A 12,023-nucleotide genomic window follows, 5' to 3' on the forward strand; every position below is an offset into this window, starting at 1 on the left:
TTCAGGTGAGCAGGCCCCGCCCGACCCCGCACACCGCGATCGCCCACAGCACGCTGGTGAAGGTGCCGATGATGAACTGCTCGGAGGCCTGGGGTTCGCGCAGTTCGGGGTAGCGGGCCAGGCCCTTGACGGCCAGCACGACGGCGATGCCCTCCGGCCAGCCGGACAGGATCGCGGCGGCGACCGCCGCCCGCTCGAGCAGGCCGATCACCCGCCCGCCGCGCAGCGGCCCGGGCGGCGGTTCGGGGCCGGCCGGCGACGGGGAGGGGGCCGGTCCCGCGTCGGGCTGGCGGCGGGCGATGCGGAACGAGGCCAGCACGGCGGGGGCGCCCCCGGTGACCGCCGCCAGGGTCGTGAGCACCAGGGTCGCGGCGAGGGCGACGCCGTGCACGGCGGGCGTGGCCGTCGCGGTGAGGGCGGCGCCGGCGAGCGCCGCCGTAGCGAGCCCGGCGACGAGCCACACCGGTGCGCCGCGGCGCAGGCTCAGGGCCGGAGCCAGCGCGGCGACGGCGAGCAGAACCAGGGTGACGACGGTCAACGGTCGGCCCTTTCCAGGAGGCGGCGGGCGAGGTCGCGGCCGGCCGGTTCGGCCTGCCAGCCGGCGGCGGCCAGGCGCTGCGACACCGCCTGGGTGCTGATGCCGAGCCGCGCGGCGGCCTCGGCCTGCGTCAGCCCGCCCCGGACGAGGTCGACGGCCTCGTGCCCGGCGTCGGACCGGCGGGTCACCAGCAGCGCCACCAGGGTGAGGGCGGCATCCGCGTCGGCGGCCGCGGCGGCGTCCGAGCCCTCCACGGCGACCCGCGCGGGGGCGTTCTTGGCGCGGTCGACGGCGCGGCGGGCATGCTCGAACGCCGGTCCCCGGCCGGCGCGGGTCTGCGCCGGCAGGGGCTGCTCGACGGCGCCGGCGCCGATGCCGACGCTCCAGCAGCCGCGGCGGACGAGGTCGAGTGCGAGATCGACGACGACGGCCGGGTCGTCGGCGACGGCCTGGACCTCGTCGCCGGCGGTGCGTTCGAACGGGCGCAGCAGCTCGGCGTCGCGCAGCTCGGTGAGCAGGTCCGCGACCCGGTCGACGTCGCGACGGCTGCCGCGCTGGTCGACGGTCAACACGAACATGACTCAAGGATGCAGACTTGAATATGGAAAATCAAGTTTTCAGACTTGACCGGTCGGGCGCGGGGCGGGGCGCCGGGAGGCGCGACTCGAGCCACAGTCCCGACGCGCCGAGAGCGATGCACACCGCCGAGACCGCCAGCAATGCGGGATCGGTCCGTCCCGTCAGGGCGTCGCCGAGCAACACCACGCCCACCGTGCCCGGCAGGATGCCGGCGACCGTGCCCAGCGTGTACGGGACCAGCCGCACCGACGAGACCCCGCAGCAGTAGTTGACCACCGCGAACGGCAGCGGCGCGATCAGCCGCAGCGACCCCACCGCGAGCCAGCCCCGGCGGGCCAGCCGCTCGTCGACCGCCTGCGCCGTCGGATGATTCAGGTGGGCCTCGACCACGCCGCGGCCGATCGCGCGCACCAGCAGCAGCGCCAGCACGGCGCTGACGGTCGTGGCGGCGACGGTCACCGCGATCCCGGTGGCCGACCCGAACAGCACCCCGGCGCTGAGGGTGAACACCGTCCGCGGGAACGGGGCCACGGTCACCACCGCGTGGATCAGGAAGAACAGCAGCGGGAAGAGCGGCCCGGCCGACTCGGCCCACGCACGCACCTCGGCGACGGACGGGTGGGGGAGCAGCACCGCGACGACCGCGAGCGCGGCCAGTACGGCGAGGGCACCGAGGATCCGGCGGTCCCGCAGAATCCTCGTCACGAACGGTCACGATACCGGGGCCGGGGGCCGGGCGAGCGGTTGCCTCGACACGCGGTAGATTCCTTAGGCGACGACATTATCGATCGCTAGGGAAACTGTGGTGATCCCCACAATAGGGCCGGCGTGTATGCGGCTAGCATCACATCGGAATCGGTTTAAGGTTTCCCACGGCCGTGTTCGGCGAGCCCGCCCGCTGCGTACGAGAGGACCCTCACGTGTCATTAGCTTCAGAAGCCGAGGACGCTGCGCGCGCCTATGCGCAGTGGCAGGAGGCGGTGGCGGGGGTGCTGGCCAAGTCCCGCCGCGTCGACCCCGCGGAGCTCGGACCGGAACCGCAGCGGCTGCTCGCGACCACCACCTACGACGACGTCGCCGTCGCCCCCCTCTACGGCGTGCGCGACGAGCGTCCCGAGGCGCCGTTGCCCGGCTCCTTCCCGTTCGTCCGCGGCGGTTCCGCGACCCGCGACGTCAACACCGGCTGGCTCGTCAGCGCCCGCTTCGGCGACACCGCCGGTGACGTGAACGAGCGCATCCTCGACGCCCTCGAGAACGGCGTCAGCGCCCTGTGGCTGCGCGTCGGCGCGGACGGCATCGCGATCGCCGACCTGCCCGCCGCGCTCGACAAGGTCCTGTTCGACCTCGCGCCGGTCACCCTCGACGCCGGCGCCGACACCGCCGCCACGGCGGCCGCCCTCTACGCCCTGCTCGATGCGCGCACCGACGTCGCCGACCGCGGCGCCGTGCGCCTGCACCTCGGTGCCGCGCCGCTGACCAGCGCGTTCTCGGGTCGGGCCGACGTCACCGTCGCCCAGGCCGTCGAACTCGCCCACGCCGCCGCGGACCGCGCCGAGACCGTGCGGGCCCTCACCGTCGACGGCACCGCGTTCCACAACGCCGGGGCCGCCGACGCCGAGGAACTCGGGGCCGCCGTCGCCGCCGGCCTCGAGTACCTGCGCGAGCTGACCGGCAGCCGCCAGTCCGCGGCCCGTGCGCTCGGCCAGATCGAGTTCCGGCTCGCCGCCACCGACGACCAGTTCCAGACCATCGCCAAGTTCCGCGCCGGCCGGCAGCTGTGGGCCCGCATCGCGCAGGTCGTGGGCGCCGCCGGGGCCGGCCACGCCCCCCAGCACGCCGTCACCTCCGCCGCGATGATGACCCAGCGCGACCCCTGGGTGAACATGCTGCGCACCACCCTCGCCGCGTTCGGCGCCGGCATCGGCGGGGCGGACGCGGTCACCGTGCTCCCGTTCGACACCGCCCTGCCGACCGGTGCGCTCGGCGTGTCGGAGGCCTTCTCCGCGCGCATCGCCCGCAACACCCAGCTGCTGCTGCTCGAGGAATCCAACCTCGGCCGCGTCCTCGACCCGGCCGCCGGGTCCTGGTACGTCGAGGAACTCACGGCGCAGATCGCGGCCAAGGCGTGGGAGTTCTTCCAGCAGATCGAGGCGGCCGGCGGCTACCGCACCGCCCTCGACGACGGCCTGATCGGCGAGCGCATCGCCGCCACCCGCGCCCGCCGGGACTCCGACATCGCCCACCGCCGGACCGCGGTGACCGGCGTCAACGAGTTCCCGAACCTCGCCGAGGCCCCGCTGCCCGCGGAGACCGCCGACGCCGGCGCCGATGTCGCCCGGTACGCCGCGGCGTTCGAGGCGCTGCGCAACCGCTCCGACGTCCATCTCGCCGCGCACGGCACCCGGCCCAGGGCGCTGCTCGCCCCGCTCGGCCCGATCGCCGAGCACAACATCCGCACGACGTTCGCCGCGAACCTGCTCGCCTCCGGCGGCATCGAGACGGTCAACCCCGGCCCGCTGTCCGTCGACGACGACAGCATCGCCGCCGCCGTCCGCGACTCGGGCGCCACCGTCGCCGTCGTGTGCGGCACCGACAAGCGCTACGGCGAACAGGCCGCCGCCGCGGTCACCGCGCTCCGCGGCGCCGGGATCGGTACCGTCCTGCTGGCCGGGCCGGAGAGGGCCGTGAGCGAGACCACCGGCGCCGAGCGCCCGGACGGGTTCCTCACCGCCAAGATCGACGCGATCGCCGCGCTGACCGACCTGCTGACCACCCTGGGAGCGTAAGTGAGCATCGAACACGAGATCGGCAGCTTCGCCGACGTCCCGCTGACGGATCCGGCGGCGCCGGCTCCCGCCGCCCCCACCGAGGAGCAGGCCACGGCGCTCGTCGCATCGGTCGCCGCCGCCAACCACTACACGACCGATCAGGTGGTGTGGTCCACGCCCGAGGGCATCGACGTCAAGCCCGTCTACACCAAGGCCGACCGCGACCGGATCGTCGCCGAGGGCTACCCGCTGGGCAGCTACCCGGGCCTCGAGCCGTTCGTGCGCGGCCCGTACCCGACGATGTACGTCAACCAGCCGTGGACCATCCGCCAGTACGCGGGCTTCTCCACCGCCGCCGAGTCCAACGCCTTCTACCGGCGCAACCTCGCGGCCGGGCAGAAGGGCCTGTCGGTGGCGTTCGACCTGGCCACCCACCGCGGCTACGACTCGGATCATCCCCGCGTGCAGGGCGATGTCGGCATGGCCGGCGTCGCGATCGACTCGATCCTCGACATGCGGCAGCTGTTCGACGGCATCGACCTGTCGCAGGTGTCGGTGTCGATGACCATGAACGGCGCCGTCCTGCCGATCCTGGCGCTGTACGTCGTCGCCGCGGAGGAGCAGGGCGTCAAGCCCGAGCAGCTGGCCGGAACCATTCAGAACGACATTCTGAAGGAGTTCATGGTCCGCAACACCTACATCTATCCGCCCAAGCCGTCGATGCGGATCATCTCCGACATCTTCGCCTACACCAGCGCGAACATGCCGCGCTTCAACTCCATCTCGATCTCCGGCTACCACATCCAGGAGGCCGGTGCGACCGCCGACCTCGAGCTGGCCTACACCCTCGCCGACGGCGTCGAGTACCTCCGCGCCGGCCTCGACGCGGGCATGGAGATCGACAAGTTCGCCCCGCGCCTGTCCTTCTTCTGGGCCATCGGGATGAACTTCTACATGGAGATCGCCAAGATGCGGGCCGGCCGTCTGCTGTGGGCCGAGCTCGTCGAGAAGTTCCACCCGAAGTCGGCCAAGTCCAAGTCGCTGCGCACCCACTCGCAGACCTCCGGCTGGTCGCTCACCGCGCAGGACGTGTTCAACAACGTCGCCCGCACCTGCATCGAGGCGATGGCCGCGACCCAGGGCCACACCCAGTCGCTGCACACCAACGCCCTCGACGAGGCGCTGGCACTGCCGACCGACTTCTCCGCCCGCATCGCCCGCAACACCCAGCTGCTGCTGCAGCAGGAATCGGGCACCACCCGGCCGATCGACCCGTGGGGCGGCTCGTACTACCTCGAATGGCTCACCCACGAGCTCGCCAACCGCGCCCGCAAGCACATCGCGGAGGTCGAGGAGGCCGGTGGCATGGCCCAGGCCATCTCCGAGGGCATCCCGAAGCTGCGCATCGAGGAGGCCGCGGCCCGCACCCAGGCGCGGATCGACTCCGGCCGCCAGCCGGTGATCGGCGTCAACAAGTATCAGGTCATCGAGGACCACGAAATCGAGGTCCTCAAGGTCGAGAACTCCCGCGTGCGGGCCGAGCAGATCGCCAAGCTCGAGCAGTTGCGCGCCGACCGTGATCCCGAGGCCGTGCAGGTCGCGCTGGACGCGCTGACCCGCGCCGCCGGCTCGGCCGACGGCGGCCCGGACCACAACCTGCTGGCCCTGGCCATCGACGCGGCCCGCGCCAAGGCCACCGTCGGCGAGATCTCCGACGCCCTCGAGAAGGTGTACGGACGGCACCAGGCCGAGATCCGCACCATCAGCGGGGTCTACCGGGACGAGGCCGGAAAGGCAGGCAACATCAGCACCGCAACCGAACTCGTCGAGAAGTTCGCCGAGGAGGAGGGCCGCCGGCCGCGCATCCTCGTCGCGAAGATGGGGCAGGACGGTCACGACCGCGGGCAGAAGGTGATCGCCACGGCCTTCGCCGACCTCGGCTTCGACGTCGACGTGGGACCGCTGTTCCAGACCCCCGAGGAGGTCGCGAACCAGGCGGCCGACAACGACGTGCACGTCATCGGCGTGTCGTCGTTGGCCGCGGGACACCTGACCCTGGTGCCCGCGCTGCGGGAGGCCCTCGCCGAGGTGGGCCGCCCGGACATCATGATCGTCGTCGGCGGCGTCATCCCGCCCGGCGACTTCGACGAGCTGTACCAGGCCGGGGCCGCGGCGATCTTCCCGCCCGGCACCGTCATCGCGGACGCCGCGGTGGGCCTGCTGCACAAGCTCGCCGACCAGCTCGGTCACGACCTGGGAGCCTGACCCGGCATGGGCAGCACCCCGGTCGGCAGTCCCACCCGTCGGCCCGCGGTCGACGTCGACGCCCTCGCCGAGGCCGTGCTCGCCAACCGGCGGGCCGGCCTGGCGAAGGCGATCACCCTGGTCGAATCCACCCGGGACGACCACCGGGAGCAGGCGCAACAGCTGCTGCTGCGGCTGCTCCCGGAGGCGGGCGGCGCGATGCGCGTGGGCATCACCGGCGTCCCCGGCGTCGGCAAGTCCACCTTCATCGACGCGTTGGGCATGTACCTGCTCGGCAAGGGCCACCGGGTGGCGGTGCTCGCGGTGGACCCGTCGTCGACCCGCACCGGCGGCTCCATCCTCGGCGACAAAACGCGCATGGCCCGGTTGTCGGTGCAGCGCGACGCCTACATCCGGCCGTCCCCCACGGCCGGCACCCTCGGCGGCGTCGCCAAGGCCACCCGCGAGACGATGGTGCTGCTCGAGGCCGCCGGATTCGACGTGATCCTCGTCGAGACCGTCGGCGTCGGGCAGTCCGAGGTCACCGTCGCGAACATGGTGGACTGCTTCACCTTCCTGACCCTCGCCCGCACCGGCGACCAGCTGCAGGGCATCAAGAAGGGCGTCCTCGAACTCGCCGACCTCGTCGCGGTGAACAAGGCCGACGGGCCGTTCGAACGCGACGCGCGGGTCGCGGCCCGGGAACTCGCCGGTGCGCTGCGGCTCGTGCACCCGCACGACGCGGTGTGGAAACCCCCGGTGATCACCATGAGCGGCCTGGAGGGCGCCGGCCTGGACACGTTCTGGGACACCGTCCTCGAACACCGCCGGGTGCTCACCGAGGCGGGCCTGTTCGAGGAGAACCGGCGCCGCCAGCTGGTGGACTGGACCTGGACCATGGTGCACGACCAGCTGCTGCGCCGGCTCGAGACCAACCCGCGGGTGCGTGCGCTCCGCGGCGACGTCGAACGCGCCGTGCGCGACGGCTCCCTCACGGCAGCCCTGGCCGCCCAGCAGATCCTCGACGCGTTCGACGCCGCACCCTAGACCACCGGAGCCGGGGCCCAGGCCGCCGGATCGGCGCCCCACGCGCGGGCCGGGAACGGATAGTCCGGATACTCGGCGAGCGCGGGCCGGGCCGCGGTCACCGCCGCGTGCGTGGCCACGGTGCCCGCGCCGGGGCTCGCCGGCGTCGCCGGGTGCGGGTTGCGGCCGGGCGCCTGCAGCAGCCACGCCCCGGTGCGGGCCAGCGCGACCGCCGCGTCGCGGCCCCGCCCGTCCCGGAGCCGCGCGGTGAGCGCGTCGAGCACCCCGGCCGCGAGCAGGTAGCCGCTCGCGTGGTCGAGAGCCTGCACCGGGAGCACTCCCGGCGCGTCCGGGCGGCCCTCGACGACGGCGATCCCGGAGGCGGCCTGCACGATCGAGTCGAAGCCGCGACGGGGCGCCCACGGCCCGGACCATCCCCACGCGCACACCCGGCCGTGCACCACGCCCGGCCGGGCCTGGTGCACGGGTGCGCCGATCAGCGCGTCGAGCGCCCCGGGCCGGTAGCCGGTGAGCAGCACGTCGGCGTCGGCGAGCAGGCGGCGGCACGTCTCCCGGCCGCGGGCGGTGCGCAGGTCCAGCAGCGTGGTGCGCTTGCCCTGCCCGTTCTCGGCGTGCTGCCAGGCGATCTCGGGCAGCGCGGGCGGATCCACCCGCAGCACGTCCGCCCCCAGCAGGGCCAGCGCCCGGGCGGCGACGGGGCCGGCGATCACCCGGGTCAGATCCAGCACCCGGATCCCGGTCAGTGGCCGCGCCGGATCGCCGCCCGGCCGGGTCTCGCCGGCACTGTCGGACCGGGCGAGGATCCGTACCAGCGGGCCCGCCGCCGCGCCCCGGCCCTGCGCGCTCGTGGCCCACTCGTGCTCGGTGCGCACCCGCACCGCGATCGCGTCGTGCGCGGCGGCCGCGTCCTCGACCGCCGCGGCGGGCAGCTGCCGGATCCGGGCGGCGCAGTCGTCCCGGCCCGCACCGTCCGGCAGGTCGAGTGCGCGGAGCAGACGCACGCGGTGGTGCGGGTAGTTGGCGTGGGTGCGCACCCACCCGTCGGCGGCGGCGAAGAACCCGGACAGTGCCGCGAACCCGTGAACGGGCCGGCCGGCCAGGCGCAGCATCCGGTCCCCGGCGAACGAGGCGGCGATGCGCTCCGGGTCGAGCCGCGCCCCCTGCGGCTCGAGTCCGCGGGTGTGGCGGTATCGGTCGGCGGCCGACGCGAAGGCCGCCACGGCCCCCGCCGCGAGGTCGCCCACCGGCAGCCGGGCGGCGAGGAAGTGCCCGGCCGGGGCGCAGCGGATGCCGATGGCCGGGTCTGCCGGGACGTCGAGCCCGGCGTCGGCGAGGGCGGCGCTGTAGTCGTCGAGCAGGGCGAGGGGGCGCGTCATGCGCCGAGCCTAGAGCGAGGTTCAGCTCGTGCGGTCCGCGGCCGGCTCGCGCAGTTCGGGGCGGGCCGGCTCGAGGCGTTCGAGCGCACCGGCGGATTCGGCGCGGGTGAGCCGGGAGCGGCGCCACGAGACCGTGAGCAGCGCGATCCATCCGGCCACGATCAGCAGGTACAGCAGGGTGGAGGCCGTGCCGGAGATCTCGAACGCCGTGAACAGCTTCTGCGCGTTGGTCAGCACGATGACGCCGCCGACGGCGGTGCCGAGCAGGGTGGCCGGCACCCGGCTGACCAGCCATGCCGCGATCGGCGCGGCGATCGCCCCGCCCAGGGCGAGACCGGCCACGACGAGGAGGTTGCCGAGCGATTCCCGGCCGAGACCGACGAGGAAGCCGATGCTGGCGGCGAGCGCGACGAGGAACTCGGAGGCGCTGACCGAGCCGATCACCGTCCGCGGGGCCGTCTTGCCGCGGGAGAGCAGGGTGCTCGTGGTGATCGGCCCCCATCCACCGCCGCCGCTGGCGTCGATGAACCCGCCGAACAGGCCCAGCGGAGACAGGAACCTCGCCGAGTGCGGCGAGGTGCGGGCGTGCGCGACGGCGGGCGGCCGGACGGAGAACCGCAGCGCCACATAGACACCGATGGCGAGCAGGATCGTCGATGTCACCGGAATCGCGGCCTCGGTGGACAGGCTGGAGAGCACGGTGGCGCCGAGGAATGCGCCGACCGCGCCGGGCACGCCCAGCTTCGCGACCACCCCCCAGTCCACGTTCCGGAACCGCCAGTGCGAGGCGCCGGAGACGAGGGTGGTGCCGACCTCCGCGAGGTGCACGGCGGCGCTGGCGTGTGCGGGGCCGATCCCGCTGAAGATCAGGAGGGTGGTGGCGGTGACACCGAAGGCCATGCCGAGGGCACCGTCGACGAGCTGTGCGCCGATACCGACGAGCGTGAACACCAGGAGAGCGAACATGCAGAAGACTCCGACCACGAAGGAGCGAACCGGGGGAGGGTGGGCGGCGGACGCCGCTCAGCAACACTCCTGGTCGAAGCACGCGCCCCGTCGGGTGGGCCAGAACGCCATCAACGCGAGCAGGGTGGCCGGAGCCGCCGCGATGCTCGTCGCCTGCACGTTCGTGTCCCTTCGCCGGTCTGCTGTTCGCCGCGCTCGCGACGATCCGTCCGAGCATAGCCGGTCGTGCGCGGCGGCGGCATCTTCGGGCGGCGTGTCGCGCCCGGGGATGCCGCCGCGGCCGGTCACGGCAGGCGCCGGGCCGTGATCTCGAATCCGGCGGCGCGCAACCGGTCGGTGAGCACGTCCCCGAAGGCCGTCGCGGGGGTGAGCACCCCGCCGCCCGCGTGGAGACGGTCGCCGCCGAGGATCAGCGACAGCGCCGACTCGCCGAGCATCACCGCGGTCGCCTTGTACCCGGGATCGCCCTGGGCGGCGACGCGGGCGGTGTAGCGGGCGCCGGTGCTCGTCGTGGTGTACAGGTCGATGGTGAAGAAGCCGCGTTCGCGCGCCGACTCGGACGGGCCCTGCCCGGGCGCGGGCAGCACCTTGTCGAGCAGGAACCGGGTCGGGGGGAACGCCAGGCCCGCCACCAGCGCCCCGAAGCCGGCCGCGACACCGGTCGCCACGAGGGGCGACAACCGCGACGAGCCGACGTTCATCACCTCCCGGTAGCGGAACCGCGGCCCGTACGCCCAGCCGGTGAGCGCGTTGCTGCGGCGCACCACCCGCGTGTTGTAGGGGCCCATGAAGAACGGTGCGAGCCGGCCGGACAGCTCGGGGGCGACGGACTTCCCGTCGACGGTCGCCAGGTCGTTCTGCCGCCCGAGGTCCGGCTCGCGGGACCGGTCCGGCGACAGCGAGTACGGGGCGAGGGCGACCTTGCGGGCCTCGGCGTCCCGGCGCACCACGTCCACCTGGGTGCGCATCGAGTCGATCGTGCCGCCGCTGACGCCGCCCCGCATCGCACGCACCACCAGGGTCGTGTCGGTCAGGTCGCCGGCGCCGTCGGCCTGTACGGCCCGGTGCAGCGCGTGCACGCCGAGGTCGGAGGGGATCGAGTCGAATCCGCAGGAATGGACGATGCGGGCGCCGGTGCGGCGGGCCACGTCGTCGAACCGGTCGATGCTCTCGCGGTGGAACAGCACCTCGCCGGTGAGATCGACGTAGTCGGTGCCCGCCTCGGCACAGGCCTGCACCAGCGGCAGCCCGTACTTGGCGTAGGGCCCGACCGTCGTGACCACCACGCGGGTCCGGGCGGCGAGGGCGGCGAGCGACTGCGGGTCGCCGGCGTCCGCCGCGAGCACCGGCCAGGCCGCCGCGGCGGCGCCCAGCCCGGTGCGGATCCGTTCGAGGCGCTCGGCGGAGCGGCCGGCGAGCGCGATGCGCACCCCTTCGGGGGCGTGCTCGGCGAGGTAGGCGGCGGTGAGCCGGCCGACGAAGCCGGTGGCGCCGTAGACGACGATGTCGAGATCGCGGGAGGCAGTCATGCGCCACACCCTACTGCCGGGTAAGTCGGGATGCGACGCGGCTCACACGACGGCGCCGCAGCCACCAGCCGAGCCAGGACACCACGATCGTCACCGCCACCGCGGCCCGCACGAGCCCCACCGCCGATTCCGGGTAGATCACCCCGGTCAGGTAGTGGTCGATGAACCCGCTCGGCGGCAGGCCGGCGATCCCGGCGCGGCGCCGCGCCCAGTTCTCCAGATCGGTCAGCGGGCAGTCGAACCCGACGAGGACGGTGGCGAACCCCCACACCACCGCCACGACGTGCAGCACCAGCGTGCGGGGCCACCGCCACGCCAGGAAACCGCCGAACGTCACATACAGCAGGAAGGCCAGGTGCACGACCACGGTGACGTCGGCCAACAGCCGGTACGCCATGCCGCCAGCCTATCCGGATCGGGCGGGGGAGCGGCAGTTCCGGGCTTCTATCCTGCGTCCGCGTCGGTGCCCTTGACGACGAGGACGGGCACCGGCACCTCGAGCAGCAGCCGCTGCAGGCGTCGTTCCAGCAGGAACTTGCCGAGCGCGTTGCGGTCGCGGGTGCCCACCACGAGACGTTCCGCGCCGGACCGCTCCACCAGGTCGACGAGGGCGCCGACCGGGTCCCCGTCGTGCACCGCCGTCCGCAGCTCCCACCCGTCGGCGCCGAGGGCGGCGGTGACGTCCGTGCGGACCGACTCGAGTTCCCGCTGCCCGGACGGGCCGTCGTCGTCGACCGCGACGAGCACGAGGGTCGTGCCGTCGCTGTGTGCGGCCTCGCGGGCGGCCGTGGTGAGCGCGGCATGTCCTTCCGGGGTCGCGGCGTGGACTACGGCAACGGGCATGGGGTCCTCCGGGGGCGGCGGTGACGTGTGCCTTCCAGTATCCCCGTCCGGGGGTCTCCCTGGCCGCTCCCGGCGGTGTGGAACTGGTCTCCACCTGCGGGGACGTGTCGGATGGATCTCAGCTGCCGGGTGC

Annotated in this window: 11 protein-coding genes; 3 read left to right on the forward strand and 8 right to left on the reverse strand. The window is 73.8% G+C overall.

The genetic code is table 11. The features are described from left to right. Position 1: 1 nt before the first annotated feature. The 3 genes from HFP48_RS13900 to HFP48_RS13910 are packed head-to-tail and all read right to left on the reverse strand — an operon-like array spanning position 2 to position 1,822. Positions 2-538, reverse strand: a complete 537-nt coding sequence (locus HFP48_RS13900; protein WP_029543674.1) for a hypothetical protein — start codon at positions 536-538, stop codon at positions 2-4. Then, on the reverse strand, positions 535-1,116 hold the full coding sequence (locus HFP48_RS13905; protein WP_006939314.1) for a hypothetical protein: 582 nt from the start codon (positions 1,114-1,116) through the stop codon (positions 535-537). Before HFP48_RS13905 ends, HFP48_RS13900 begins: the two co-directional genes overlap by 4 nt. Positions 1,117-1,147: 31 nt before the next feature. Then, complete coding sequence (locus HFP48_RS13910) at positions 1,148-1,822, reverse strand: TVP38/TMEM64 family protein (RefSeq protein ID WP_168579642.1); 675 nt, start codon at positions 1,820-1,822, stop codon at positions 1,148-1,150. 215 nt (positions 1,823-2,037) lie between these two features. On the opposite strand from HFP48_RS13910, the gene mutA reads away from it, so the two are divergent. Genes mutA through meaB form a run of 3 tightly spaced genes read left to right on the forward strand, consistent with a single transcriptional unit; the run spans position 2,038 to position 7,176 of the window. Continuing rightward, positions 2,038-3,903 carry a methylmalonyl-CoA mutase small subunit gene (gene mutA, locus HFP48_RS13915; protein ID WP_168579643.1) on the forward strand — a complete coding sequence of 622 codons (1,866 nt, stop codon included), beginning with the start codon at positions 2,038-2,040 and terminating at the stop codon, positions 3,901-3,903. After that, the gene (gene scpA, locus HFP48_RS13920; RefSeq protein WP_168579644.1) at positions 3,904-6,150 is read left to right on the forward strand and encodes a methylmalonyl-CoA mutase; all 2,247 of its coding nucleotides are present in this window, start codon (positions 3,904-3,906) and stop codon (positions 6,148-6,150) included. 6 nt (positions 6,151-6,156) lie between these two features. After that, complete coding sequence (meaB, locus tag HFP48_RS13925; protein WP_006939329.1) at positions 6,157-7,176, forward strand: methylmalonyl Co-A mutase-associated GTPase MeaB; 1,020 nt, start codon at positions 6,157-6,159, stop codon at positions 7,174-7,176. Here the strand turns inward: meaB and HFP48_RS13930 are convergent. From HFP48_RS13930 to HFP48_RS13950, 5 genes are all read right to left on the reverse strand, one after another. Beyond that, positions 7,173-8,552, reverse strand: a complete 1,380-nt coding sequence (locus tag HFP48_RS13930) for a CoA transferase (protein WP_168579645.1) — start codon at positions 8,550-8,552, stop codon at positions 7,173-7,175. The two genes, meaB and HFP48_RS13930, sit on opposite strands and share 4 nt — an antisense overlap. A 21-nt stretch (positions 8,553-8,573) precedes the next feature. Then, a complete protein-coding gene (locus HFP48_RS13935) occupies positions 8,574-9,518 on the reverse strand; it encodes a sulfite exporter TauE/SafE family protein (protein ID WP_006939331.1) in 945 nt (314 codons plus the stop codon). A 284-nt stretch (positions 9,519-9,802) separates the two neighbouring features. Then, positions 9,803-11,047 (reverse strand): saccharopine dehydrogenase NADP-binding domain-containing protein, encoded by a 1,245-nt coding sequence (locus tag HFP48_RS13940; protein ID WP_006939333.1) that lies wholly within the window; start codon positions 11,045-11,047, stop codon positions 9,803-9,805. A 10-nt stretch (positions 11,048-11,057) separates the two neighbouring features. Next, on the reverse strand, positions 11,058-11,444 hold the full coding sequence (locus HFP48_RS13945; protein ID WP_006939334.1) for a DUF2784 domain-containing protein: 387 nt from the start codon (positions 11,442-11,444) through the stop codon (positions 11,058-11,060). A gap of 47 nt (positions 11,445-11,491) precedes the next feature. Then, positions 11,492-11,890 carry a universal stress protein gene (locus tag HFP48_RS13950; RefSeq protein ID WP_006939335.1) on the reverse strand — a complete coding sequence of 133 codons (399 nt, stop codon included), beginning with the start codon at positions 11,888-11,890 and terminating at the stop codon, positions 11,492-11,494. Between the last annotated feature and the right edge of the window lie 133 nt (positions 11,891-12,023).

The organism is Rhodococcus sp. DMU1, from assembly GCF_012272955.1.
Classification (GTDB): domain Bacteria; phylum Actinomycetota; class Actinomycetes; order Mycobacteriales; family Mycobacteriaceae; genus Rhodococcus; species Rhodococcus aetherivorans.

What these genes read in the sequence shown, in the direction of transcription:
- HFP48_RS13945 (WP_006939334.1), bottom strand. Translation starts at nt 11,444, where the DNA reads ATGGCGTACCGGCTGTTGGCCGACGTCACCGTGGTCGTGCACCTGGCC.
- HFP48_RS13930 (WP_168579645.1), bottom strand. Translation starts at nt 8,552, where the DNA reads ATGACGCGCCCCCTCGCCCTGCTCGACGACTACAGCGCCGCCCTCGCC.
- HFP48_RS13905 (WP_006939314.1), bottom strand. Translation starts at nt 1,116, where the DNA reads ATGTTCGTGTTGACCGTCGACCAGCGCGGCAGCCGTCGCGACGTCGAC.
- HFP48_RS13940 (WP_006939333.1), bottom strand. Translation starts at nt 11,047, where the DNA reads ATGACTGCCTCCCGCGATCTCGACATCGTCGTCTACGGCGCCACCGGC.
- meaB (WP_006939329.1), top strand. Translation starts at nt 6,157, where the DNA reads ATGGGCAGCACCCCGGTCGGCAGTCCCACCCGTCGGCCCGCGGTCGAC.
- HFP48_RS13950 (WP_006939335.1), bottom strand. Translation starts at nt 11,890, where the DNA reads ATGCCCGTTGCCGTAGTCCACGCCGCGACCCCGGAAGGACATGCCGCG.
- HFP48_RS13935 (WP_006939331.1), bottom strand. Translation starts at nt 9,518, where the DNA reads ATGTTCGCTCTCCTGGTGTTCACGCTCGTCGGTATCGGCGCACAGCTC.